This window comes from Marinobacterium zhoushanense (assembly GCF_014641945.1).
Lineage (GTDB): Bacteria > Pseudomonadota > Gammaproteobacteria > Pseudomonadales > Balneatricaceae > Marinobacterium_D > Marinobacterium_D zhoushanense.
Genome location: NZ_BMIJ01000001.1, coordinates 77,739 through 100,155, shown reverse-complemented (window position 1 = coordinate 100,155; position 22,417 = coordinate 77,739). Strand labels below are relative to the sequence as shown.

General features: G+C 59.2%; 26 protein-coding genes and 1 riboswitch. Of the genes, 17 read left to right on the top strand and 9 right to left on the bottom strand.

Going from position 1 to position 22,417, the window contains the following annotated elements; genetic code table 11:
* Positions 1 to 35: 35 nt before the first annotated feature.
* Positions 36 to 266: riboswitch (cobalamin riboswitch) on the bottom strand.
* An 86-nt stretch (positions 267 to 352) separates the two neighbouring features.
* Positions 353 to 1,324, bottom strand: a complete 972-nt coding sequence (gene folE2, locus IEX40_RS00500) for a GTP cyclohydrolase FolE2 (protein WP_188745155.1) — start codon at positions 1,322 to 1,324, stop codon at positions 353 to 355.
* Positions 1,325 to 1,418: 94 nt separating this feature from the next.
* Complete coding sequence (locus IEX40_RS00495; protein ID WP_188745154.1) at positions 1,419 to 1,976, bottom strand: flavodoxin; 558 nt, start codon at positions 1,974 to 1,976, stop codon at positions 1,419 to 1,421.
* Between the two features lie 250 nt (positions 1,977 to 2,226).
* On the opposite strand from IEX40_RS00495, the gene IEX40_RS00490 reads away from it, so the two are divergent.
* The 4 genes from IEX40_RS00490 to IEX40_RS00475 all read left to right on the top strand — a co-directional run bounded on the left by IEX40_RS00490 (position 2,227) and on the right by IEX40_RS00475 (position 5,925).
* Positions 2,227 to 2,943, top strand: coding sequence for an SIMPL domain-containing protein (locus tag IEX40_RS00490; protein WP_188745153.1), 717 nt, complete (start codon positions 2,227 to 2,229; stop codon positions 2,941 to 2,943).
* Between the two features lie 73 nt (positions 2,944 to 3,016).
* Positions 3,017 to 3,865 (top strand): GNAT family N-acetyltransferase, encoded by an 849-nt coding sequence (locus IEX40_RS00485; protein WP_188745152.1) that lies wholly within the window; start codon positions 3,017 to 3,019, stop codon positions 3,863 to 3,865.
* 50 nt (positions 3,866 to 3,915) lie between these two features.
* Positions 3,916 to 4,842, top strand: coding sequence for a DUF808 domain-containing protein (locus tag IEX40_RS00480; RefSeq protein WP_188745151.1), 927 nt, complete (start codon positions 3,916 to 3,918; stop codon positions 4,840 to 4,842).
* Between the two features lie 42 nt (positions 4,843 to 4,884).
* Entirely contained in the window at positions 4,885 to 5,925 is a 1,041-nt protein-coding gene (locus tag IEX40_RS00475; RefSeq protein WP_188745150.1) for an NAD(P)H-dependent flavin oxidoreductase, read from the top strand.
* Positions 5,926 to 5,950: 25 nt separating this feature from the next.
* On the opposite strand, the gene IEX40_RS00470 is transcribed toward IEX40_RS00475, so the two are convergent.
* Entirely contained in the window at positions 5,951 to 6,622 is a 672-nt protein-coding gene (locus IEX40_RS00470) for a hypothetical protein (RefSeq protein WP_188745149.1), read from the bottom strand.
* 274 nt (positions 6,623 to 6,896) lie between these two features.
* On the opposite strand from IEX40_RS00470, the gene IEX40_RS00465 reads away from it, so the two are divergent.
* The 4 genes from IEX40_RS00465 to IEX40_RS00450 all read left to right on the top strand — a co-directional run bounded on the left by IEX40_RS00465 (position 6,897) and on the right by IEX40_RS00450 (position 9,724).
* Positions 6,897 to 7,472, top strand: a complete 576-nt coding sequence (locus IEX40_RS00465) for a uracil-DNA glycosylase family protein (RefSeq protein WP_188745148.1) — start codon at positions 6,897 to 6,899, stop codon at positions 7,470 to 7,472.
* Between the two features lie 21 nt (positions 7,473 to 7,493).
* Positions 7,494 to 8,477 (top strand): D-2-hydroxyacid dehydrogenase family protein, encoded by a 984-nt coding sequence (locus tag IEX40_RS00460; RefSeq protein ID WP_188745147.1) that lies wholly within the window; start codon positions 7,494 to 7,496, stop codon positions 8,475 to 8,477.
* A gap of 144 nt (positions 8,478 to 8,621) precedes the next feature.
* Complete coding sequence (locus tag IEX40_RS00455) at positions 8,622 to 9,230, top strand: arylesterase (RefSeq protein ID WP_229680429.1); 609 nt, start codon at positions 8,622 to 8,624, stop codon at positions 9,228 to 9,230.
* A 50-nt stretch (positions 9,231 to 9,280) separates the two neighbouring features.
* Positions 9,281 to 9,724, top strand: coding sequence for a YtoQ family protein (locus IEX40_RS00450; RefSeq protein WP_188745146.1), 444 nt, complete (start codon positions 9,281 to 9,283; stop codon positions 9,722 to 9,724).
* Positions 9,725 to 9,860: 136 nt separating this feature from the next.
* On the opposite strand, the gene IEX40_RS00445 is transcribed toward IEX40_RS00450, so the two are convergent.
* Together IEX40_RS00445 and IEX40_RS00440 are read right to left on the bottom strand one after the other, a co-directional pair.
* Positions 9,861 to 10,055 (bottom strand): hypothetical protein, encoded by a 195-nt coding sequence (locus IEX40_RS00445; protein WP_188745145.1) that lies wholly within the window; start codon positions 10,053 to 10,055, stop codon positions 9,861 to 9,863.
* 476 nt (positions 10,056 to 10,531) lie between these two features.
* The gene (locus IEX40_RS00440) at positions 10,532 to 10,924 is read right to left on the bottom strand and encodes a hypothetical protein (RefSeq protein WP_188745144.1); all 393 of its coding nucleotides are present in this window, start codon (positions 10,922 to 10,924) and stop codon (positions 10,532 to 10,534) included.
* 119 nt (positions 10,925 to 11,043) lie between these two features.
* On the opposite strand from IEX40_RS00440, the gene IEX40_RS00435 reads away from it, so the two are divergent.
* Both IEX40_RS00435 and IEX40_RS00430 read left to right on the top strand, forming a co-directional pair.
* Complete coding sequence (locus IEX40_RS00435; protein ID WP_188745143.1) at positions 11,044 to 11,277, top strand: DUF5062 family protein; 234 nt, start codon at positions 11,044 to 11,046, stop codon at positions 11,275 to 11,277.
* Positions 11,278 to 11,306: 29 nt separating this feature from the next.
* Positions 11,307 to 11,576: a hypothetical protein gene (locus IEX40_RS00430; RefSeq protein WP_229680427.1), complete on the top strand. Its 270-nt coding sequence runs from the start codon at positions 11,307 to 11,309 to the stop codon at positions 11,574 to 11,576.
* Positions 11,577 to 11,585: 9 nt separating this feature from the next.
* Here the strand turns inward: IEX40_RS00430 and pyrC are convergent, their stop codons facing one another.
* Entirely contained in the window at positions 11,586 to 12,623 is a 1,038-nt protein-coding gene (pyrC, locus tag IEX40_RS00425; protein ID WP_188745141.1) for a dihydroorotase, read from the bottom strand.
* A 191-nt stretch (positions 12,624 to 12,814) separates the two neighbouring features.
* Between pyrC and IEX40_RS00420 the strand changes: the two genes are divergently transcribed.
* The 3 genes from IEX40_RS00420 to IEX40_RS00410 all read left to right on the top strand — a co-directional run bounded on the left by IEX40_RS00420 (position 12,815) and on the right by IEX40_RS00410 (position 15,721).
* Positions 12,815 to 13,681 carry an AraC family transcriptional regulator gene (locus tag IEX40_RS00420; protein ID WP_229680425.1) on the top strand — a complete coding sequence of 289 codons (867 nt, stop codon included), beginning with the start codon at positions 12,815 to 12,817 and terminating at the stop codon, positions 13,679 to 13,681.
* A gap of 88 nt (positions 13,682 to 13,769) precedes the next feature.
* Positions 13,770 to 14,240, top strand: coding sequence for an aminoacyl-tRNA deacylase (locus IEX40_RS00415; RefSeq protein ID WP_229680424.1), 471 nt, complete (start codon positions 13,770 to 13,772; stop codon positions 14,238 to 14,240).
* A gap of 146 nt (positions 14,241 to 14,386) precedes the next feature.
* On the top strand, positions 14,387 to 15,721 hold the full coding sequence (locus tag IEX40_RS00410) for a Na+/H+ antiporter NhaC family protein (protein WP_188745139.1): 1,335 nt from the start codon (positions 14,387 to 14,389) through the stop codon (positions 15,719 to 15,721).
* Between the two features lie 17 nt (positions 15,722 to 15,738).
* Here the strand turns inward: IEX40_RS00410 and IEX40_RS00405 are convergent, their stop codons facing one another.
* Both IEX40_RS00405 and IEX40_RS00400 read right to left on the bottom strand, forming a co-directional pair.
* Positions 15,739 to 16,722, bottom strand: coding sequence for a nucleoid-associated protein (locus tag IEX40_RS00405; RefSeq protein WP_188745138.1), 984 nt, complete (start codon positions 16,720 to 16,722; stop codon positions 15,739 to 15,741).
* 41 nt (positions 16,723 to 16,763) lie between these two features.
* Positions 16,764 to 17,552 (bottom strand): Mut7-C RNAse domain-containing protein, encoded by a 789-nt coding sequence (locus IEX40_RS00400; RefSeq protein ID WP_188745137.1) that lies wholly within the window; start codon positions 17,550 to 17,552, stop codon positions 16,764 to 16,766.
* 116 nt (positions 17,553 to 17,668) lie between these two features.
* Here IEX40_RS00400 and IEX40_RS00395 point away from each other — a divergent pair, with 116 nt between their 5' ends.
* Positions 17,669 to 18,094 carry a hypothetical protein gene (locus tag IEX40_RS00395; protein ID WP_188745136.1) on the top strand — a complete coding sequence of 142 codons (426 nt, stop codon included), beginning with the start codon at positions 17,669 to 17,671 and terminating at the stop codon, positions 18,092 to 18,094.
* 37 nt (positions 18,095 to 18,131) lie between these two features.
* Here the strand turns inward: IEX40_RS00395 and nqrF are convergent, their stop codons facing one another.
* Positions 18,132 to 19,355, bottom strand: coding sequence for an NADH:ubiquinone reductase (Na(+)-transporting) subunit F (gene nqrF, locus IEX40_RS00390; RefSeq protein ID WP_188745135.1), 1,224 nt, complete (start codon positions 19,353 to 19,355; stop codon positions 18,132 to 18,134).
* A 601-nt stretch (positions 19,356 to 19,956) separates the two neighbouring features.
* On the opposite strand from nqrF, the gene IEX40_RS00385 reads away from it, so the two are divergent.
* The 3 genes from IEX40_RS00385 to IEX40_RS00375 are packed head-to-tail and all read left to right on the top strand — an operon-like array spanning position 19,957 to position 22,368.
* On the top strand, positions 19,957 to 20,427 hold the full coding sequence (locus tag IEX40_RS00385) for a GNAT family N-acetyltransferase (protein WP_188745134.1): 471 nt from the start codon (positions 19,957 to 19,959) through the stop codon (positions 20,425 to 20,427).
* Positions 20,428 to 20,487: 60 nt separating this feature from the next.
* Complete coding sequence (gene dgt, locus IEX40_RS00380; RefSeq protein ID WP_188745133.1) at positions 20,488 to 22,014, top strand: dGTPase; 1,527 nt, start codon at positions 20,488 to 20,490, stop codon at positions 22,012 to 22,014.
* Positions 22,015 to 22,029: 15 nt separating this feature from the next.
* Entirely contained in the window at positions 22,030 to 22,368 is a 339-nt protein-coding gene (locus tag IEX40_RS00375) for a TfoX/Sxy family protein (RefSeq protein WP_188745132.1), read from the top strand.
* The last annotated feature ends 49 nt before the right edge of the window (positions 22,369 to 22,417 follow it).

Here is a 22,417-nt window from a genome sequence, read left to right as displayed (position 1 = left end):
CCCGCCTGATGCGCATTGCGGGCGGCTTCCATAGCGAAGCGCGCCGTCTCGAGGCCGGTCTCCGGGCTTGGAAAAGAGGATCGGTAGCCGTTGATCGACACCGAATCCGGCAGCTGACGCCTTCCCATGGCCTTGGCCACAGTGGCGGGTTGTCAGCGGCACGCTTTTCATTACCGTTGCGGGGGCAGCGCAGGATTTTCACCTGACTTCCCGATTATCCGCCACGCCCGAATGGGCAGGCGGCACCTGCGAGAGGGCGAAGGTTACCTGTGGATGAGGGTGGGTGCAAATGTTGGGGGCTTGTCTGGCGGCGCATGACGTTGTCGATGTCGTCCCGCGCCGCTGTACCGCCTCAACCAAAATGTATTGAACGGCTTCCGAGATCCGGTCGATAGCCGCCGGCTACTCCGGCAGTCGCGACCGCCACTGCATCGTGAGCGTGCAGGCTCTCCTGATGTTCGACTCTGACCCAGAAATCGAGCATGCCTTCCCGGTTTGCCAGGATCTGTTTGATCCGTCTGGCCGCGTCTTCACAGAACATCAGGTTGCTGCCGTTCAGACGTGCGAATGCCTGTTCATCTTCGCGCTTCACCGCGGTTTGTACCGGGGTGCCGAGGGCGTTCTCGATTACCTCTATGATCTCCTCGATGGCGAAGGCCGGTGCATCGGCCGCCAGCTGTAGACGCATCTGTGCCCAGGAGCGCTGACTGTGTGGCGTTGCCAGCGAACCTTGTCTCAGCAGCCACTGTTGCACCTCCTCCATCGTCAACCGGGTGCGGCCCGCGAAGTCGTCGTCGAGCGCCTCGGCCAGCAACTGACGCGACAGAGAGGCGGAGCAGGGGCAGGTGCTGGAGTAGGGGATCGCCAGCTCCAGCTCGACCCTCGGTCGGCCGTCGCGCAGTTCGGCGTGAATAGCGCTCGGGTAGCGCTTCCAACCCCGGTGCTCGCTTTTCAGCGCAGCTCTTCGGGACAGATATTGAAAGCGGATCGACAACCCGGCAGACCGGCTTATCTCATGGTGCGACGCCAACTGACGGTGCAGAAATCCGCTGAGTGTTTCGGGGGATAGCGGCGTCTCCTCGGCTAGGTCTTCCAGCAGAAGATAGAGCCGCGACATGTGGATCCCCTTTACTTCTGGCCTGACGATATCGACATGGATATCGGCACTGCCCTGACAGGCGAGCGGACCGCGTCTTGACTCCAGCAGTTGAAAAGGCAGGGCCAGACCGGACATGCCGACCCAATCCAGAGTTGTCTTGATGGCGGCCCTGTCGGTTGTGGCGATATCGGGTATCGGGAAGTGGTTGGTGCAGAGAGTATTCATCTGTACGGTACGCGATCCTATTAAGTGTTATGTTATAAAGTAACAAAACAATATCGGCTTAGTACAGAGCGAACTGAAAACAGGGGAGGCCTTGTTAGGCAACACTGGCCAACTTGTCGACCAGCTGTGGCTTGATCTGCTCGACCCAGGTTTTAAGGCGCTCGTCGGTCAGCATCCCCTGGGTGCGCTGGTCGATCACCAGGCCGACGAAGCGGTCGCCGATGGCGGAGGCGGAGTAGTCGAAGGTATAGCCTTCGGTACTCCATTCGCCGATCAGCTCGGCGCCAAACATGGCGAAGGTTGTGTAGAGTGCCATCAGCGAACTGGCGAAGCGTTCGGAGTAGCGCTCCTGCGCGCCCAGACCAAAAAACGCGATCCGCTTGCCGCTCATATCCGGCTTACCCAGTAGCGCGAGGAACTCACCCCAGTTAGGTTCGAAGCAGCCGGAGATCCCGCTACTCGGAATGTCTCCCTCACCATAACTGGGCGTGCCGAGAATCAACGCGTCATAGTTGAGCATCTCGGCGGGCGTGATGCGATTAACGTTGAGCGGCTTATCGGCGATCTCATCACCCAGCAGCTTGTAGATCTTCTTCGCGATCAGACGGGTAGTGCCGGTCTCAGTACCGAAAAAAATCCCTATTTTACTCATGGGTTTACACCTTTCTGTATGAAACCTGACAGGGCGCGGGACGCATCCACAGCACAGCGGTCGGCGTTTGTCGGGCTTGTGATAAAAAACGTGAATTTCAACAGTCAGCTGCAACGGATATACCAAGCTGCCGCATGACTTGCTGGATCCCGAGTTACCGATTAACTTCAGTTGGCTGGTAAAAGGAAGCGATGGAACCCCTGTTTGCGGGTACTGTCAGCGTTAAGGGCAATGATCGATAGGGAGTGTTATGGCCGATAGCAAAGTTAGTGCGTCTATCTTGGGCGTATTCCTGTTGGCGGCAGCCGCGGTATTGGGATACCAGCTCAGTGATGCGGCGATCCGATTCAAGCAGCTGGATCGCAGCGTGACGGTTAAGGGCCTGGCCGAGCGGGAGTATCCGGCCGATGTGGTGATCTGGCCAATCCAGTACATCGTGGCCAGCAATAACCTGGAGCAACTGTACGGCGAGCTGGATCGGCAGGCGGAGAGTATTCGCGCCTTTCTGCTGCTGGGCGGGATCGAGCCTGGAGAGATCAGCGACTCGCCCCCTGCAATCACCGACAAATCGGCGCAGCAGTACGGCAGTAACAACGGCGCCGAATTTCGCTATACGGCGCTGCGCACGGTCACTGTTTACTCCACCAATATCGATCGGGTTCGCTCGGTCATGGAGGGGTTGTCGCAGCTGGGACGCCAGGGCATCGTCCTCAGCGGCAATGAGTATCAGTCGAAGCCGGACTACCTGTTTACCCGGCTTAACGAGATCAAACCCGGTATGATCGAAGAGGCAACGCGCAATGCGCGCGAAGTGGCGCAGAAGTTCGCCTCCGATTCGGATAGCCAACTGGGCAAGATTCGCAAGGCCTCGCAGGGCCAGTTTTCGATCGCCGATCGAGACAAGAACAACCCCCATATCAAGCAGGTAAGAGTGGTATCGACCGTCGAGTACTATCTTTCCGATTGAGCCATCCGATACCGACGCTGGATGTTAGGCATTTGGTGGCTCATGAGACCGTTAACAGGGATGGGTATGCGTCATGAAGCGTGACTTGGAGATCCGGGTAATGACCCCGGATGAGATCGACATGATGGTGGAGTGGGCCGCCCAGGAGGGGTGGAATCCCGGCCTGAACGATGCCGCCTGCTACCGCCTGGCCGACCCCAATGGCTTTTTAGTGGGGCTGTACGGGGGACAACCGGTGGCCACCATCTCCGTGGTGCGTTATGGCGCTGAGTTCGGCTTTCTTGGCTTCTACATGGTCAAACCGGAATTTCGTGGGCGCGGCTTCGGTCTCGCGATCTGGCAGGCGGGTCTGGCCTATCTCGAAGGCTGCACGGTAGGGCTCGACGGTGTCGTGGCGCAGCAGGACAACTACCGGCGCTCTGGGTTCGAGCTGGCCTGGCGCAATATCCGCTTCGAAGGGCGTGGGTTGGGGAATCAGCCGGTGGATGCCGACATAGTGCCGCTGCACAGCCTGAGTTTTGATCGGTTGCACGCCTATGACAGCGCCTTCTTCCCGACCGCGCGCGATCAGTTCCTGCGTCAATGGACCACCCAACCTGGACACCGTGCCGTCGCTATTGTCGAGGCGGGCAAGCTGGTCGGTTATGCGGTGCGCCGGCTCTGTCGCCAGGGCTACAAGATCGGGCCTTTGTACGCCGACCGTGCCGAGCTGGCGGAGCGGCTGTTCCAGCACCTGGCCGGCAGTCTGGGCAGTGCCGATCACATCTATCTCGATGTGCCGGAGGTCAATGCCGAGGCGGTCGCGCTGGCGCAACGGCACGGCATGTCGCTGTCGTTCGAAACCGCCCGTATGTACAAGGGGCCGGCACCGGAGTTGCCCTTGGATCGACTATTCGGCGTGACCTCGTTCGAGATCGGCTAGAATCCCGCCCGTTAACCGGATAGATGGATTGAGATTAAAAGGAGAAGGCGTTGGCCGGTACCAGTTTGTTAGCACTGCTAGACGATATTGCCACGCTGCTTGACGACATTGCACTGATGTCGAAGATGGCGGCGAAGAAAACCGCAGGTGTGCTGGGTGACGACCTGGCACTGAATGCCGAGCAGGTGTCGGGCGTGAAGGCCGACCGGGAGCTGCCGGTGGTCTGGGCCGTATTCAAGGGCTCGGTACTGAACAAGTTGATCCTGGTGCCAGCGGCGCTGCTGATATCCGCGATTGCGCCCTGGCTGATCACACCCTTGCTGATGATTGGCGGCGCCTATCTCTGCTTTGAAGGGTTCGAGAAGGTGCTGCACAGTATCAAGCCGGACAGGGCGGCACATGAGCAGGAGCTGAAGGCGATCGCCGATCCGAATGTGGACCTGCTGGCGTTCGAGCGAACCAAGATCAAAGGCGCCATACGCACCGATTTCATCCTCTCGGCGGAGATCGTGGTGATTGCGTTGGGTACCGTTCAGAGCGCCGCCTTTGGTGTGCAGGTGGCGGTGGTGTCGACCATCGCGCTGCTGATGACCGTTGGGGTTTATGCGCTGGTGGCCGGCATCGTCAAACTCGACGATGCCGGCCTCTATCTGGTGAAAAACGGCCAGTCTGGTGGGCGGGCCGCGCTGGGACGTTTTCTGCTGCGTCTGGCCCCCTACTTGATGAAAACGCTGTCGGTGGTGGGCACTGCGGCCATGTTCCTGGTCGGCGGCGGCATACTGCTGCATGGCATACCGGGTTCGCATGACTGGCTACACCATCTGGCCGAGTCGGCGGGAAACCTGCCGGCGGTGGGCGTCATCGTACACGGTATCGTACCCACGCTGATCAATGCCCTGGCCGGTATCATCGCCGGAGCTTTGGTGTTCACGGTGGTGGAGTATGTAATCCATCCGCTGCTGCGGCGGACGCACTAGGTCGAACGATACAAGCAGGCAGGTATAAACAGGGAGATTCGGATGGCACTTCAGACGCTTTTGGGTACACAACTACCGATCGTGCAGGCGCCGATGGCCGGTGCTCAGGGCAGCGCGCTGGCGATAGCGGTCTGCAATGCCGGAGGCTTGGGCTCGCTGCCCTGTGCGATGCTCAGCGCCGAGCAGATCGAGCGGGAAGTGGCGGCGATCAAAGCCGCTACCGATCGGCCATTTAACCTGAACTTCTTCTGTCACACACACCCTGAGCCAGATGCGGAGCGCGAGGCGGCCTGGCGGCGGCGCTTGGCTCCCTATTACGCCGAGTTCGGCATCGACCCTGAAACAATCCAACCGGGTGCCGGGCGGCAGCCATTCAGTGTCGAGATTGCGGATCTTGTCGAAGCGCTGCGGCCACCGGTGGTCAGCTTCCACTTCGGCTTGCCGGACCCGGCGTTGCTGGGTCGAGTGAAAGGCTGGGGCAGCCGGGTGCTGTCGTCGGCGACGACGGTGGAGGAGGCGCTCTGGCTCCAGCAGCGTGGCGTGGATGCGATCATCGCTCAAGGCGCGGAAGCCGGCGGTCATCGTGGCATGTTCCTTACCGAGGAACTGAGCACCCAGCTCGGTACCTTTGCCCTGGTGCCGCAGATTGTTGCCGCTGTCCGGGTCCCGGTTATCGCGGCCGGAGGCATTGCCGATGCAGCGGGCGTGACCGCCGCCATGAAACTGGGGGCGCAGGGCGCGCAGATTGGTACCGCCTACCTCTGCTGCCCCGAGTCGACCATTTCCGATATCCACCGCGAGGCGTTGATGAGCAGTGCCGCTCGGCATACCGCGCTGACCAACCTGTTCAGCGGACGCCCGGCGCGGGGCATTATGAATCGGGTGATGCGCGAGCTGGGACCGATCTGTGCCGATGCACCGGCGTTCCCCACGGCAACGACCGCCATCGCTCCGCTCAGGGCCGCGGCCGAAGCCAAGGGCTCGGGTGATTTTTCTCCGCTCTGGTCGGGGCAGAATGCTAGCGGTTGCCGCCCGATCCCGGCTGCTGAGCTGACCCGGCAACTGGCAGCGGGTGTCGACTGATCGCCATCCGCCTACCGGTTTCTAATTAGTAGTTCCAGTGCGCGGCGGCCAGGTAGCTGTCCATGCTGGCGCCGGTAACGGCGGGCACCGCGCCGGCAAGCAGCTGATCTCTCAACTCAGCATCGGCCAAGTACTGGTTAAGGCCGGCGACGTTGTTGTTGAGTGACACGTCGTCCTGCACTGGTTGGCCAAATCCAATGTCACCGCCAAGCAACGCGAACTGGTACTGGTCCACGGCGTTGTAGCTGTCCATGGTCTCGGCCACCTGGTCGAAGGTGTAACGTTCACCGGTGGCTTCTGCCACAATCTGCAGGAACAGGTCGTCACCGAGGGTGGCGAGGGTGTAGTTGAGCAGATCCAGATTGGCGTTCAACGACTCCCCATCATTGATCGGCGTACCGAACTCTTCGTCGACACTAGCGAACACTTCGAACTCCGGAAACTCGCTCGATGCAATCGCGGTGGTAGCAAAGTCATGGGGCCTCGGATCGGCCAGTGCGGCTAAGCGATCGTCCTCGTCGTAGCGGAGCTGCAACTCTTCGTTCAGGGCGGTCAGCGAGTTCTCTAGAGAGGTGCCGTTTTGTACCGACAGGTCGTACCAGTTATCGGCAGCGGAAACAGACGTGGCCGCAATACCGCAGGCCAGCATCAACCCTGCCAGCGTTGCCGTGTATAGGCTCGTTCTTGATTCCAACATTGTCTGTTCCCCCTTTTTTGGGTTTGTCTGTGTAGCGCCTAACCTGAGTATAGGGCTAGGATATTCTGCCGAAAGCCAGGGTGAGCAGGAGTCCTTTTGCCTGCAGCCGACAGGATCCACTGGATAACCCGGCTGTCACCAGTCTGTTGATCGGTATCGGTTTTTGAATGAACCCGGAGCGGCACAGCCATAACCGAATGAGAAAGTTTCATAATTCGATTGCAGCCAAAAAATACCGCATTATCTCATTCGCCTGGACAGAGGGGGCGCTTGGATGGAATTTGACGTGCTGATGCAGCGGATTCGTGCCTGTAAGCTCTGTGCCGAGCACCTGCCGTTGGGCCCCCGGCCGATACTCCAGGCAGCACCGTCGGCACGTATTCTGATTGTCGGGCAGGCACCGGGGCAGGTCGCGCATAAAGCCGGACGCCCGTTTGACGATGCCAGTGGCGATCGTTTGCGGGAGTGGCTGGGGATCTCGCGTGAACAGTTTTACGACACTAGCCAGATCGCTATCTTGCCGATGGGGTTCTGTTATCCGGGGCGGGGGCGGTCCGGTGATTTGCCGCCTCGACCCGAGTGCGCACCGGCCTGGCGACAAGAGCTGATGGCCCACCTGGGTTCGATCGAGCTCACGCTGGCGCTGGGGCAATACGCCCAGCGGTACTGTTTTGGCGCTGACGGACAGTCACTGACCGAGCGGGTGAAAAACTGGCAGTCCCGCGGACCAGCGCTGTTCGCGTTACCCCACCCAAGCCCGCGCAACAACCTTTGGCTGGCGCGCAACCCTTGGTTCGAGAGTGAGCTGATACCGGCACTGCGCCTGCGTGTTGCCGACCTGCTAGATTGACCGCTCATTGGAGGAGAGAAGATGAAAATCGCGATACTTGATGACTATCAGGATGTGGTGCGTGATCTGAGTGCTTTTGAACTGCTGAAAGGTCATGAGGTCCAGGTGCTGAATCGCAGTTTTGCCGATCCGGCCGAGTTGGCGGCCAGGGTTGCAGATGTAGAGGCACTGGTGCTGATACGGGAACGCACGGAGATCACCGCTGAACTGCTGTCGAAACTGCCCAGCCTGAAACTCATCAGCCAGACCGGAAAGATCAGCAATCACCTGGATCTGGACGCCTGCACCGCTGCCGGTGTTGCGGTTGCCGAAGGTATCGGCTCGCCGGTGGCGCCTTCGGAGCTATGCTGGGCTCTGGTCATGGCGGCGTCGAGGCACTTGCCGGCCTATGCCCGGAACATGCAACAGGGGCTGTGGCAGGACTCGGGGTCTCTGGGACTTGGTCGTACGCTCAGTGGTCTGACCTTCGGCATCTGGGGCTATGGCAAGATCGGCCAGCGTGTGGCCCGGTATGCCCAGGCATTCGGCATGCGCGTGCAGGTCTGGGGCAGTGAGCCCTCGCGCCTTCAAGCGGAAAAGGACGGTTACAGTGCCGCCCATTCACGCGAGGCGTTCTTTGAAACCTCGGATCTGCTCTCCCTGCATTTGCGCCTTAATGATGCCACTCGTCATCTGGTCCGGCGGGAGGATCTGGCACGGATGCCGCCGGATGCCTTGTTCGTGAATATCAGCCGTGCCGAGTTGGTTGCCCCCGGTGCTCTGGTGAGCGCATTGCGCGCGGGGCGCCCCGGTTTTGCCGCAGTGGATGTGTTCGAAGTGGAGCCCGCGCACCCCGATACCGAACCGTTGCTGGGGATGCCCAATGTGCTCTGCACGCCGCATCTGGGCTACGTGGAGAAGAACAGTTACGAACTCTATTTCAGTAAGGCGTTTGAGAACGTGGTGAACTACGCTCAAGGCGCACCCAGCAATATTGCCAACCCGGAGGTGCTGCCGGTCGCCTGAAGGTCAACACTCCGCATCGGAGGGGGCTCGCCGTCCCGATATATTCCGGTTGGAGGTGGATCGCGGTGAAAAGCCCCCGGTGCATTTTATCGATGAGCCAAAACGACTCAGTCTCTATTGCGAATGATGAAAACGAGGATCGCCTTGAAAGCTCTGCCAGTCACGACACTTCTGTTAGCCTGCCTGCTGCTGTTGCAGGGTTGCGCCGACGACAAACTAAGCCCGTTATCGCCGCAGGCTACGATTCTTGCCTTTGGCGACAGTCTTACCGCCGGCTATGGCGTGGATGAGGCGGATAGCTATCCCAGCGTGCTTGCCCAACTGAGCGGACGGCGGGTGGTAAACGCCGGTGTGTCCGGCGAAGTGACCGCCCAAGGTTTGCAACGGCTGGCGATGATACTGGAGCGGGAACGACCGGCACTGATGATCCTGCTCGAGGGGGGCAACGATATTCTACGCAACCTTGATCAGGAGCATACCCGTGACAACCTGCAACAGATGATCGAACTGGCCCGGGCCAGGGGGGTAGAGGTGGTGTTGGTCGGTGTGCCGAGAAAGAATCTGTTCTCCGACGCTGCGCCCTTTTACACGGAGCTGGCCGAGCGGTATGAACTGCCCTTTGCTGAATCGACGGTGGCGGAGCTGCTACGCAGCCCAGGTTACAAATCGGATCAGGTGCATTTTAACGCCGAGGGTTATCGCCGGCTCGCCCAGTCAATGTATGAACTGCTCAAGGAGGAGGGGGCTCTCTAACAGGCTGGCGCCGGCTTCATGTCAAATCGAAAAACTATGGGGAGATGAAGATGAAATGGAATGTATATCTGTCGGGTGAGATACACACCGACTGGCGTGAGCAGATTATCGAGGGCTGCCGTGTTGCCGATCTGCCGGTGGAGTTTACCTCCGCAGTGACCAATCATGACGCCAGCGATGCCGCCGGCGATCTGCTCGGCGAAGAGTCGAGTAATTTCTGGCGCGACCATAAGTCGTCCAAGGTGAATGCGATACGGACCAAAAACCTGATCGAACGCTGCGACATCGCCGTGGTGCGTTTCGGTGACAAGTACAAGCAGTGGAACGCAGCCTTCGACGCCGGTCATCTCGCCGCACTCGGCAAACCCTACATCACCCTGCACGGTGCCGACATCATCCATCCGCTGAAAGAGGTCGACGCTGCAGCAATGGCCTGGGCGCAGACACCCCAGCAGGTGGTCGAGATCCTCAGCTACGTGATCAGCGCCAAGTAATACGGGTTCAAGGCCCTGACACCGGAGAGGCGCACGGGGTGTGCCTCAGCAATCCGGAATAGGGCCGGGCACAGACAGCGCGGCAGGTGATCGAGCTGCTTGAATGCGTTGCCTGTGCCCGTAGACGATCCGTGACTTACTGTTTGATGCAATCGGGGCAGTAGGTCACCTGCGGGTGAAACATCTTCACGTCATACCGTGCGGCACCGGGATTGGAGTAGGAGCCGATGTACTGCAGGGTCGCTTTCGCAGGCATATGCGAGCATTCAGATTCGTGGATCTGATTGCCGACATCGTTCTTCGCTTCAAGGTCCAGATAATATTTAGCCATGGCCGTTATTCCTCACTGTAGTTAACGTGAATTAGTTAACGTGTATCGGTTCACGTGCATTCCTGTTATCCGTTGGCCCGGCACCGCTTGGGCAGGCCGTTGGCCGGTGACATGGCCGGGTGTGCAGTGGATGCTCCACACCCCCGAACCGAGCTATGACACAGGGGGACGAAATGTCGTAACGGTGTCGGCTGCCATGTTGATCAGGAGTGGCAAGTCGTGTGCCAGTTGGGAAGTCAATAGGCTTGGCGTTGAATTTGAGATATCAGAAAAGGGTTTATTGATTGAAATCAATAAATTAAACAGCTGAGTCTGATTTGGTGCGAAAACACTCGGATCTGCAGACCTGCTGTCAGTGTGGCGACTATGTCGGGTATAGGTCGACAAATGTAGATTTGTTGACATGGATCAATGCTGTGTACGAGGGACTGTTGTTGATAGAGAGGAGTGCCCGGCGTGGCCGCCGGGTATCGGGATTAACGTTCGCGGGGTTCTTCGTCGGACCCATTCTGTTGCGCGTTGTCTGCCGGAATTTGCTCGTCCGGCACGGTTGTGTCCCCGCCGCACTCCTCTTCGATGTAGCGATTCAGGTACTCGGTGCCGCGTTGGGTGGTGTTGGTCAGCCAGAGCACGACCAGTGCACCAAACGCCAGGACATAGATCGCATAGGTTTGAAAAATCAGTGCCAGGATGACGATCGCCGGCATGATGAACCAGAGCGACTTCTTGGTGCGCTTGCGCAGGTTCTCCCTCAGCTCTTCGGCCTTGGCTCTGTCGGTCAGTCCCGCTTTTTTCAGCGATTCGCATAGGGAGTGGTATTCACGTTCTCGGCGGCGGGCCATGCGCCCGAAGGGATCATTCAGTTTCATGCTATCGGTTTGATTTCATTCACTTGATGGACTTAACAGCATAGTACATCTTCTATGCTCATCTGTCCGGTGACATATCGACTATCCTAACTGAAAGCATCGGCCGGACGAGGTAGAAGATGAAAAAACTGAAGAACGAGAAGGAGCTGGTCAAGAAAGCGATTGCCGAGGGTGTCAGGTATGGCGAGGAACGCGGCGCGGTGGTATTCGAGCCGGGTGACTCCGCCGACCTCAAGATCGAATACATCTATCGCCTGCTGGTGCATGACAAGGTGATCCAGCCGATGCCGGAGGAGCAGGTCTCCCAGCAAACCATGCGTCATCGCTTGGCGCTTTGGGCGTCGCATCTCTAAATGTGCCCCTGTCATCAGGGCGAGGAGGAATGATGAACATCGACCAGGCATTGATGGATCCGGCACAGGTATTTGATGAACCGGGGGATGTCCTGGAAGAGGCGTCGCTCAGCCGGGAGGAGAAGATCAAGATCCTGCGGCGTTGGGAGTTCGATGCCCGCGAGCGGGAGGTCGCGGAGGAGGAGAATATGGCCGGCGTACAGGATAGCCGGCTGGGCGATATACTGGCCGCGCTTAACCGTCTGGGAGCGACCGACGAGAACAGCCATTCACCGCCCACCAAACAGGGCGGTGAATAGCACTGTTGATTAGCCTTCCAGTTTCCAACGCAGGGTTTCGCCTGCGCGTAGCGGTACGATGATGTCGTCACCGAACGGCATCTCGGCCGGCACTTCCCAAGGGGTCTTGACCAGCGTGATGCTGTCCGTGTTGCGCGGACGACCGTAGAAGTCGGCGCCGTAATGGCTGGCGAAACCTTCCAGCTTGTCGAGAATGCCCAGGTCTTCGAAGATCTCGGCGTAGAGCTCGATCGCTGCGTAGGCGCTGTAGCAGCCGGCACAACCGCAGGCGCTCTCCTTGGCGCCCTTGGCGTGCGGAGCAGAGTCGGTGCCGAGGAAGAACTTGCTGCTGCCGCTGACCACCGCGTCCTTCAGCGCCTGCTGGTGAACGTTGCGCTTGAGGATCGGCAGACAGAACAGGTGCGGGCGAATACCGCCGACCAACATGTGGTTGCGGTTATAGGCCAGGTGCTGCACGGTGATGGTGGCCGCCACATTGTCGCCATGGGCGTTAACGAATGCGGCCGCGTCGCCGGTGGTGATATGCTCGACCACCAGCTTCATATTGCTGTGGCGTCCCGCCAGCGGTGTCAGAATCTCATCCAGAAAACGCTTCTCACGGTCGAAGATATCGACATCGCTGTGGGTGACTTCGCCATGCACCAGCAGCGGCATGCCATGCTCGGCCAGGGCATCGCAGACTGCATCAAGTTTACCCAGATCGGTGACACCCGAGTCGGAGTTGGTGGTAGCGCCGGCCGGGTAGAGCTTCACCGCCGCGATTTTACCGGTGGCCGCGGCCTCGGCAATCATCGCCGGGGTGGTGTTGTCGGTCAGGTACAGGGTCATCAGCGGTTCGAAGACAATACCTTCGGGAACCTGTGCCAGAATGCGCTCGCGATAGGCCAGGGCCTGTTCGGCGTTGACCACGGGGGGCTTCAGGTTGGGCATGACAATGGCCCGACCCATCTGACGTGCTGTGGCCGGTACGATGTGTTCGAGCACTGCACCGTCACGCAGGTGAAGGTGCCAGTCGTCGGGGCGGGTCAGGGTCAGGCGTTCGGTCATGGGGCTATTCCAGTGCAGTGTCCAAGTGTATGTATAGAGCGGCAGTGATTATAGACAATCTCGCTAATCGAGTCTCGGCGGGTATCTATCGGTGACTCCTTCTCTACCTGAGTTGCCGGTCAATTGCGCAAGATCGGTCAAGAAGCCGGCTCGAGGGACGGGCACACTGGCTCCGCATGAGAGGGATAGCCGTGAACGACATAGTAGCGACACAGTACGACGACAGGTTTCAAAGGGTATTCGACTATATCGACCGACACCTGGATGAACCATTGAGCGTGGAGCAGCTAAGCCAGGTGGCGAGCTTCTCCAAGTTTCATTTTCACCGTCAGTTTGCCGCCTACACCGGCGTCAATGTGTCGCGCTATGTACAGCTGCTGCGGCTTAAGCGCGCTTCTTATCGTCTGGTGTTCGTCGAGCAGCAGCCGGTGATCGAGATCGCACTGGACGCCGGGTTTGAGAACCCGGAATCCTTTTCCCGGGCGTTCAAGAAGGCGTTTGGCCAAACCCCCTCTCAATTTCGGCGCAGCCCGGCATGGCACATTTGGACGGAGCGCTATCAATTCCAGAAAAGAGAGCGGAGACAGGAAATGGACGTGGATATTATCGAGTTTGAGGAGACCCGGGTGGCAGTATTGGAACATCGCGGCAGTCCGGCGTTGGTCAACGACTCGGTCAAGGTGTTTATCGACTGGCGCAAGAGTACGGGCCTGTCGCCGGTGGCGAGCAGCGACAATTTCGGTATCGCCTATGACGACCCGAACACGACGGAGCCGGAGCAGTTTCGCTTCGATCTCTGCGGCGAGGTGGTAGAGCCGGTGCCGGAGAACCCACAGGGCGTGATTAACAAGGTGATCCCGGCGGGGCGCTGTGCCCGCTTGCGTCATGTCGGCCCGCATATGGGGTTGGGCGAGTGCGCCTACTACCTGTATCGGCAGTGGCTGCCGGAGAGTGGCGAGGAGCTGCGCGACTTCCCGCTGTTTTTTCTGTACCACAATCTGGTGACGGATACGCCGGAACATGAGCTGGTGACCGATCTCCTGCTGCCGCTGAAGTGAGGGGGCAACTGAGCCGGACTCGTTGAGTTGAGGATGTGGCGGGATGGCATAGACTGGTAATAGAGATCACTGCCAGAGGGGAACCGTCATGACCATGGCTGCCACGCTGAAGAGTTATATCCAGGGTCGGGGCGTCGACTATGAAGTGCTGACCCATCCACTCACCGAGTCCAGCCACGAAACCGCAGAAGCGACGCCGGTCGATGAGGGCCACCTGGCCAAGGCGGTGCTGATGCAGGATGTCGAGGGTGTGGTTCTGGTTGTGATACCGGCGGATGCCTGGGTTGACCAGCATGCCGTATCCAAGGAACTGGATCGAGACCTGGTGTTAGCAGACGAGGAGGAGAGTGGTGGTTACTTCCCCGATTGCGAACGTGGCGCCATACCGGCGATCGGCCCCGCTTATGGGATCCAAACCCTGGTCGATTACGAGCTGGAGAGCCTGGCCTGGGTCTGCTTCGAAGCGGGCGATCACCGTACTTTGCTCAGGGTGCGTACTGCCGGATTTTTTGAGCTTCTGGCCAGCGCCCGGCGCGGGCGGTTCAGCCATGCGAATTGAGTGTTGGACGTTTTCTGTTCTGTATTCTTAGTTAAATTAACTGCTTTCTGTATAATGCCTGGTCTGATTAATCCGGAAGACCCCGGATGCCCATGCTAAAAACCTGGCTTTATCCGGCTTGGTCTCTATCCAAGGTACAGTTCAAGATGACGAAACCCTCTCCACTGGCGCTGGCTCCGCTTGCGCTATTTCTGTTGTTTTTTGTCGGTAGCGGTCTCTGGTATCAAGCCCAGGGTGTCGATTTCGCTTTCTACCAGATCTCGGCTCCGGTGGCGATTCTGCCCGCTATTGTGCTGGCGATCCTGCTGGCGCGCGGCCCGCTTAACGAGCGGATCAACACCTTTATCAGCGGTGTCGGCGACAACACCATCATCACCATGGTGCTGATCTATCTGCTGGCCGGTGCATTTGCCAGCGTGGCCAAGGCAGTAGGTGGTGTCGATGCCACCGTTAACTTCGGCCTCAGCGTAATCCCGCCCGAGCTGGTTTTGCCGGGTCTGTTTGTCATTACCGCGTTTGTCGCCACCTCCATGGGCACGTCGATGGGCACCATCGCCGCGATTGCGCCAATCGCCGTGGGCGTTGCCGATGCCACCGCGCTGTCGTTGCCGTTGACCGTGGCTACGGTGATCGGCGGTGCCATGTTTGGCGACAACCTGTCGATCATCTCCGATACCACCATCGCCGCCACCCGCACCCAGGGCTGCGCCATGCGTGACAAGTTCCGTCTGAACTTCAGGATCGCGCTACCGGCGGCTCTGCTGACGCTGGTCTGGCTCTGGCTGCAGAGCAGTGCCGCCCGGGTTGAAGCCCCCGGTGATTACGAGCTGATTCGCGTACTGCCCTATGTGGCAGTGCTGGTGTTGGCCGTGCTGGGCGTCAATGTGATGCTGGTGCTGTTTGTCGGCATACTGCTTGCCGGAGGCGTCGGCTTGGCGCTGGTGCCGGAGTACAGCGTGGCCCAGTGGTCCAAGGATATCTATGCCGGTTACACCGGTATGCAGGAGATCCTGATCCTGTCGTTGCTGATCGGTGGCTTGGGGCTGCTGATGAAGACTCAGGGCGGACTCGCCTGGGTTTCCAATCTGATCGACCGTATCAGCAGGATGGGTAAGCGTGAGCCGGGGCGTCGCAGTGGCGAGCTGAGCATCGCGGCGGCGGTGTCATTGACCAACCTCTGTACAGCCAACAACACGGTGGCGATCCTGCTCGCAGGTTCCCTGGCCAAGGATATCGCCGAGCGTCACGATGTGGACCCGCGTCGCAGTGCCAGCCTGATCGATATCTTCAGCTGCGTGGTACAGGGGCTGATCCCCTACGGTGCCCAGGTGCTGCTGGCGGCCTCCATCGCCAAGCTGTCGCCGCTGCAGCTGATCGGCAGCATCCACTATTGCTGGCTGTTGGGCCTGGTGGCCCTGGCCGCGATTCTGGTCGGCTTTCCAAAATCGCGCAGCGTGCAGGCAGCGGACGCTGTCGCCTGATGGCCGCGCTTTACCTTTTATTCCCCCTTGAGCTGCTTGACCAGTGCGGCAGGCAGCTCTGACAGGGTCAGGGTATTGTTGTTCGGGTTGAAGGTGATGTTCTTGCCCAGCGACTCGTTGGAGAAACTGATTGAGACATCGCGGCTGCGCCCGCTGTAGCGGATGTAGCGCTTGAGGCTGTTGCGGTCGGGGATGAAGGACTCCTTGATCTCCGGCGCCCGTTCCTCGATATAGCGGTCCAGTCCGGTGGGGGCCTGACTCTCAATCTCGCCGGACAGTTCGCGGTAGTTCACCGTTTCGCCATTTTTGCCCTGTTCCATGCAGTACTCGGCCACTTCCTTGCGGTAGCGTTTGGCATTCTCCTCCGGCATGTCGCGGCTGTAGTCGTCCACTATCGCCATGAAACGCTCGGTATCTTCGGTGGTGTTCACGGTATCGGTGAAACAGACGAAATCGAGCATCAGCCCCTGCATCGGCCGGTCGCCGAAGCCGAAGCTGACGGTCAGGTACTTCTTCTCGCCGGGCTGGTTGACCTGGTCCAGGTTCAGGCTGGCGCAGAACCCCATCTTGGAGAAGTCCAGGTACTCGCTAGGCTGGGGACGGTTATCACCATTGATCGCCAGGCCGTCGAACTGGCGCAGCTGAGCCAGCCAGAGGATGCGCCCGGCCTCCTGCTCGTCGACGGCAAACAGCCAGTAGCCGTCGCTCTCCACGTCCTGCTCCTCCAGTGCAATCGCCAGGTACTCGATCGCTTTCTGGCTGAAGGAAACCAGGTTCAGCGTATCGCCGAGCCAGTTCACCACCAGCCCCTTGAACACTCCGGCACCCTCGTCGGTAAAACAGCCGTAGCGCTTGCTGGCGCGGCGGGCGAACAGCGGCTTGATCTCGCTGAGCAGGCTCGCGGCGTTGTCGCTGACCTCCAGCGGTTTGTCGCTGAGGCTGTAGGATTTGTCGCCGCTTTCGCGGGTCAGGCGGTGGATGATCGCTTGGCTGACGGACATGAACGCTCCTGCTGCGGTTTGAACAGGGGCGCGATTATACCTCAGTGTCGGTTGAAATCTGTATCGGGGTTGTAGCGGGACGCGCGTTGCGGGCAGAGCCGGGCGATCTTGCCCAGCATGGCTTGGTAGTGACTGCCTTCCCAGTACACCTGGCGGCAGTCGTCGCAGCGATAGAAGGGCGGTTGGATGCCGCTACGGTCCGGCGGCAGGTTGTTTGTTACCTCCTCCTCGCTTGCTGCGGATACGTGACCATTGCAGCGTATGCAGCGACAGAAGGGATCGATCGATGTGCACAGGTCCAGCCGCTGGATCAGCCCTTCCAGCATGACCGGGTGGGGCCGATGGCGCAGGTAGCAGCCGTGGGTGATCTCGCGTCGCATCAGCAGCGCCCGGTCACGGGTCAGCAGGATGCGGTGCTGCTCGGCACTGATCCTGGCCAGTTCGGCGTCATCCCACTCCGGGTTGTACAGGGTGTCGAAGCCGAGCATACGCAGATCGCGCACCAGACGCCCGAGATGAGCGTCGGCGATAAAGCGGATGTTGCGTAATGGGGTGGGGCGCACCCGGAGCAGTGGGGCGATATCCAGGCGTTCGAAGCAGGGATAGACGCTGATCCGCTCGCCACCCTTGACCCTTTGCTCCAGGTCTACTGAGCGGCCATCGATCAGGATCAACTCCACTTCAGTATGGGGTACACCGCATAGCTCGATCAGATGTCGAACCGGTGCCGGTGCGACGAACTGACAGTACTGGTCGCGCATCTGCTGTGCCTTGGGCAGGAAGTCGTTCAGCTCGGCGTAGAAGCGGAGCCGGGCGGTTTGCTTGCTCATGCGGGGGCCGACAAAGATGGGTTCCGGTGGTGATTCTCACTATAGTGCATGTGGCACCTTATAATCGTGGATGGTGAAATAAGGATCGGCGGTCTTCAATGGAGTGGAAAAGGACGATGGATGAACGGCATATCGAATTTCTGAGCAAGGAGATGGAGTCGCGGCGCGAGGATATCCAGGCCCGTGTGCTGCGCGTGGAGAATGATATGCGCTATGGTCTACTCAGCATCGGTGGTCTCTGGGCATGGCTGTTAACGCACAACACAGGCCAGGAGAGCGGAATCTACCGCCTGGATCTGGCGGTATGGCTGCCGTTGCTGCTGGCGCTGTTTTTCATGGCGAAGTGGATCGTTCAGGATCAGCGGATCAGGGGCATTTCGCTGTACATCGAACGTGTGGAAATGCTGCTGCAGCTACCTGAAGGGGCGGGCTGGGAGTCCAATCGTCATCTGTACTCGCGCAATGGCCTGGCCTGGGTCACGCACGGGTTCTGGACGCTGCTGATCATCCTCAACCTGGCGGTCGCCTGTTACCTGTCATGAAACGGGATGCCGGCTCGCAGTCCAGTTAGCCCCCGCTTTAACCACCAAAGTCGTCGTAGCGGATGTTCTCGGCATCGACACCCAGGCTATCGAGCATTTTGAGCACCGCCTTCAGCATCGGTGGCGGGCCGCAGAGGTAGTACTCGCAATCTTCCGGATTCGGATGTTCGCCGAGATAGCGGTCATACAGGACTTCGTGGATGAAACCGGTATCGCCCTGCCACTCCTCCTCTGGACGTGGGTCCGACAGTGCCACGTACCAGCTGAAGTTGTCGTGCTCCTGCTGCAGCTGGTCGAAATCCTCGACGTAGAACATCTCGCGGCAGTTCCTGGCGCCATACCAGAAGCTGATCTTGCGCTTTGAATCGAGTCGTTTGAGCTGATCGAAGATATGCGAGCGCATCGGTGCCATGCCGGCGCCGCCGCCGATGAAGATCATCTCGTGGTCGGAATCCTCGGCGAAAAACTCGCCAAAGGGACCTGCGATCTCCACCTCATCACCCGGCTTCAGACTGTACATGTAGGAGGAGACGATACCCGGGGGCACACCGTCGGCTGCCTTGGGGGGCGGCGTGGCCAAGCGGACGACCAGTACCACAACGCCTTTTTCGTCGACATAGTTGGCCATCGAATAGGCTCTACTGTGAGGTTCGTCGGCACTAGACTCGAGTTGCCAAAGGCCAAGGCGTTCCCACTCCTCGTGGTAGCGTTCATCTATATCGAAGTCGCTGTATTTGACCTGATAGGGGGGGCAGGTGGCCTGGATGTAGGAGCCGGCGCGAAAGTCGAGGGATTCGCCCTCTGGCAGTGCCAGGGTGATCTCCTTCATCAGCGTGCCGACGCAACGGCTGGATTTAAGTTGGCAGTGCCAGTGTTTGACCCCGAACACATCGTCCGGCACCTGTAGTTCGAGGTCGTCGTGCACGGTCATCTGGCAGGCTAGCCGGGTGCCATCACGTATCTCCCTCAGGCTGAGCCGGTCCTGCTCGGCCGGTAGCACTGAGCTTCGTCCCGATACCACCTGCACCTTGCATTGGCTGCAGATACCCTTGCCGCCACAGGCTGATGACAGGCGAATACCCTCTTTGTCCAGAGCGCCAAGCAGCTTGTCCCCGACTGGTATATTCAGCGTTTTTTTGTCGTTGACCCGAATCCGTACACCGCCGGACGGTATCAAATAGCGTCTCGCCACCAGTATCGCGAAGACGAATATCAGGACGATACCCGTAAAGAAGGTGACGCCCAACAGGATATCTTTCATCTGGCGCTTACCCGCGTCCACGCGGGCCAAGCATGGAACGTTTTGACCCGCGGTTGGCTTGTTTTCAGTCCGCTCCCTGAGTATTCCAGGTGGCCGGGTTTGGATAGCGGCAAACGGGACCACCAGCTCCGAATGAGATACCTAGACTATAGTTCACGACCCAAACCCGAGCCGGTTTTGTGCTAGTGGAACACGTAATCTGTTTCAGATTCATATATCTAGAGCTCCGGTGTGGTTCAGGCTCAAACAGTGACAGGCGGATATTATCCTCGTAAGAATGCATTCGGTGGTGCACTGGCGGTGCTGGTGGCTCTGCACGGTCGTGTGGCTGGTAATGCCGGGTCCAGGACCTATTTTTGCCGGACGGTAGAGTCCGTCCAGCCTGGGGTTAACTCGCAGACCGAAAACACTGCTCGCATTATCATCGACGCTCAAAGAGGACGGAACTACAATATCTGGCAAGAGGTGAAGATGGGGCTGTGGACGGCGCGCTCCACGCTTCATGAGGTTACCGAGGACGTGGGGCAGCAGGGAGTGCTGGAGTGCAAACTTATCGAGTCGGAGATCTAACCGGTTTGTCGACGACGGGGGAGGTGATCTGATGGCGATTCACCTCAGATCCTACAAGCCGATCGACGCTTGGCGTTTGACCGATATCTTCTATAACAGTGTGCATGCGATCGACGCTCGCTATTACTCCCTACAGGAGATAAACGCCTGGGCTCAGCTGCCGATTGACTATCTGCACTGGCGTGAACGTTTCGACGCGCACTCCGTGCAGGTGGCTGAGATCGATGGCGAGGCGGTAGGTTTTGCAGCCATGGAGCCCGATGGCTACATCGATTGGATCTATACCCACAGCGACTATCAGCGTCGAGGCGTGGCTGGCGCGCTGTATACCTGGCTGGAGCAGCGTGCGCGTGCAGAGGGCCTGACTCGGTTGTCTGTGCACGCTTCTCACGTGGCCAGGCCCTTCTTTGAACGCCAGGGGTTCGTCGTACTGGCGGAAAATGAGGTCGAGCGCAACGGTGTGACGCTGATCAACTGGCTGATGGAAAAAACACTGGCCTAGCCCGTTGCCTGCTCTCTGGTATAGTCGCAGGAGCGTTCAGCCATCGACCAGGTAACGGATATGCCCGATCTCTCCAGCCGATTTTCAATTCAGCGCCCTTATCACTCACGTGAGCAAGCCCCCGACAGCTATCTCGTTGGCCGCTGTGGTGTGCGGGTGTTGGAGAAACAGCTCGAGAGTGATCGCGGACGCATTATCAACTCGGCCGCCGTGCGCCGTTTACAGCAAAAGACCCAGGTGTTCCCGCTGGAGCACAATGCCGCTGTGCGAAGCCGCCTGACCCATTCGCTTGAGGTGCAACAAACCGGGCGCTTTATCGTGCGGACCATTTTCGAGCAGCTTGGTGACCGGGCCACTGCTTATGGCTTGGATGGATTGGAGCGGGCCACCGAAACCCTGGTCGAGATGGCCTGTCTGATGCACGACATCGGCAATCCGCCCTTCGGCCACTTCGGCGAAGAGGCGATTTCGCACTGGTTCGAACGGGTGCTGCCGGAGCTGTCGCCGTTTTCCAATGGCCACCTGAATCCGCAGCAGACAGCCCTGCGCGGCGAGCTGCTGCGGGAGTTGAGCAGTTTCGAGGGCAATGCCCAGGCGATCCGGCTGATCAGCCAACTGCAGAAGTTGAACCTGACCTATCTGCAGACCGCCTGCATCTTCAAATACACCCGTTGTGCCACCGAGGCCAAGCCGGCCAAGGGTAGTCCGCTGGCTTACCTGAAAAAGAAGCCGGGTTACTACTTCTCCGAACGCAAGTTTGTGGCCGGGATGCAGGAGGCGCTGGATATGGTGCCGGGCCATCGCTTTCCACTTACCTACCTGATGGAGGCGGCGGACGATATCGCCTACTGCATGGCAGACCTGGAGGATGGCGTCGACAAGGAGATACTGACCTGTAACCATCTGGCGGCGCTGCTCAAGGCGCAATACCGGGAGTTGCGCGCACCCTTTGGCGACGCCGATGCGCCTGGCTTCCGCGGCAAGAGCTTTGCTGATCTGATCGATAGTGCGCTAGGCCGCTGGCAGCGGGAGAGTATCAACAAGGAGCACGAGTTTTTCGTGTCGCTTCGTGTGGGCCTGATCCACCCGCTGGTTGAGCATGCGGCCAGCCGCTTCGTCGACAACATCGATGCCGTATTCGAGGGTAATCTGAATCGGGCGCTGCTCGAGGATGACTCGCCATGCCACGCTGTGGTCGAAACCCTCAAACGGGTGGCGATCCGTCATGTGTTCTCGGTGGCCGAGGTGGAAACGCTGGAGCTGCAGGGCTACAGGATCATCTCGGGGTTACTGGAGCACTATAAGCCGCTGTTGATGCTGACCATGGAGCAGTTCGAGCGTCTGTACCAGGGGGATAAGCGGGGGTTGCTGATCGAAAGCCGCCTGTTTCATCGCCTGCCGCCAAAGCATGTGAAGGCCTACCTGTCGCTGCTTGGGTCAGTGCCTTGGCTGGTCGATGGGGAAAAGCTGAGCCTCGAGGTCTGGGAGCGTTACTGCCGCTGTCGACTGCTGCAGGATATGATCAGCGGCATGACCGACCAGTTCGCGCTGGACGAGTACAAGGCGCTGTCGGTGATCGGCAGTTGAGCGCAAGGAGCCGAAATGGGATCTGCAAAACGGGACGAGTTTGTCGACTGGGTGGTGGAGCTGATGCAGTGCATCGGCCCGGTCAGCGCCAAGCGCATGTTCGGTGGCCATGGCCTGTTTCTCGACGGCCTGATGTTCGCACTGATCATCGACCGCGAACTCTATCTGAAAGCGGACGACCAGACCCGGCAGGGATTCGTCGACCAGGGCTTGGCGCCCTTCACCTACCTGCGCCAGGGCAAACCCTGTTCGCTCTCCTATTACCAGGCGCCGGAAGAGCTGCTTGAATCGGTCGAAATGATGCGAGAATGGGCCAACCAGGCCTACGGCGTGGCGCTCAGGGCACACCGCTGAATCACTTTGCGTGGGCGAAAAGCGACTATCCTTTATATTCAGATAGAGC

What these genes read in the sequence shown, in the direction of transcription:
- dgt (WP_188745133.1), top strand. Translation starts at nt 20,488, where the DNA reads ATGCCCGATCTCTCCAGCCGATTTTCAATTCAGCGCCCTTATCACTCA.
- IEX40_RS00385 (WP_188745134.1), top strand. Translation starts at nt 19,957, where the DNA reads ATGGCGATTCACCTCAGATCCTACAAGCCGATCGACGCTTGGCGTTTG.
- IEX40_RS00410 (WP_188745139.1), top strand. Translation starts at nt 14,387, where the DNA reads ATGACGAAACCCTCTCCACTGGCGCTGGCTCCGCTTGCGCTATTTCTG.
- IEX40_RS00430 (WP_229680427.1), top strand. Translation starts at nt 11,307, where the DNA reads ATGATGAACATCGACCAGGCATTGATGGATCCGGCACAGGTATTTGAT.
- IEX40_RS00495 (WP_188745154.1), bottom strand. Translation starts at nt 1,976, where the DNA reads ATGAGTAAAATAGGGATTTTTTTCGGTACTGAGACCGGCACTACCCGT.
- IEX40_RS00375 (WP_188745132.1), top strand. Translation starts at nt 22,030, where the DNA reads ATGGGATCTGCAAAACGGGACGAGTTTGTCGACTGGGTGGTGGAGCTG.
- IEX40_RS00400 (WP_188745137.1), bottom strand. Translation starts at nt 17,552, where the DNA reads ATGAGCAAGCAAACCGCCCGGCTCCGCTTCTACGCCGAGCTGAACGAC.
- IEX40_RS00440 (WP_188745144.1), bottom strand. Translation starts at nt 10,924, where the DNA reads ATGAAACTGAATGATCCCTTCGGGCGCATGGCCCGCCGCCGAGAACGT.
- IEX40_RS00475 (WP_188745150.1), top strand. Translation starts at nt 4,885, where the DNA reads ATGGCACTTCAGACGCTTTTGGGTACACAACTACCGATCGTGCAGGCG.
- IEX40_RS00395 (WP_188745136.1), top strand. Translation starts at nt 17,669, where the DNA reads ATGGATGAACGGCATATCGAATTTCTGAGCAAGGAGATGGAGTCGCGG.
- pyrC (WP_188745141.1), bottom strand. Translation starts at nt 12,623, where the DNA reads ATGACCGAACGCCTGACCCTGACCCGCCCCGACGACTGGCACCTTCAC.
- IEX40_RS00465 (WP_188745148.1), top strand. Translation starts at nt 6,897, where the DNA reads ATGGAATTTGACGTGCTGATGCAGCGGATTCGTGCCTGTAAGCTCTGT.
- IEX40_RS00405 (WP_188745138.1), bottom strand. Translation starts at nt 16,722, where the DNA reads ATGTCCGTCAGCCAAGCGATCATCCACCGCCTGACCCGCGAAAGCGGC.
- folE2 (WP_188745155.1), bottom strand. Translation starts at nt 1,324, where the DNA reads ATGAATACTCTCTGCACCAACCACTTCCCGATACCCGATATCGCCACA.
- IEX40_RS00435 (WP_188745143.1), top strand. Translation starts at nt 11,044, where the DNA reads ATGAAAAAACTGAAGAACGAGAAGGAGCTGGTCAAGAAAGCGATTGCC.
- IEX40_RS00460 (WP_188745147.1), top strand. Translation starts at nt 7,494, where the DNA reads ATGAAAATCGCGATACTTGATGACTATCAGGATGTGGTGCGTGATCTG.
- nqrF (WP_188745135.1), bottom strand. Translation starts at nt 19,355, where the DNA reads ATGAAAGATATCCTGTTGGGCGTCACCTTCTTTACGGGTATCGTCCTG.
- IEX40_RS00415 (WP_229680424.1), top strand. Translation starts at nt 13,770, where the DNA reads ATGACCATGGCTGCCACGCTGAAGAGTTATATCCAGGGTCGGGGCGTC.
- IEX40_RS00490 (WP_188745153.1), top strand. Translation starts at nt 2,227, where the DNA reads ATGGCCGATAGCAAAGTTAGTGCGTCTATCTTGGGCGTATTCCTGTTG.
- IEX40_RS00485 (WP_188745152.1), top strand. Translation starts at nt 3,017, where the DNA reads ATGAAGCGTGACTTGGAGATCCGGGTAATGACCCCGGATGAGATCGAC.
- IEX40_RS00450 (WP_188745146.1), top strand. Translation starts at nt 9,281, where the DNA reads ATGAAATGGAATGTATATCTGTCGGGTGAGATACACACCGACTGGCGT.
- IEX40_RS00470 (WP_188745149.1), bottom strand. Translation starts at nt 6,622, where the DNA reads ATGTTGGAATCAAGAACGAGCCTATACACGGCAACGCTGGCAGGGTTG.
- IEX40_RS00445 (WP_188745145.1), bottom strand. Translation starts at nt 10,055, where the DNA reads ATGGCTAAATATTATCTGGACCTTGAAGCGAAGAACGATGTCGGCAAT.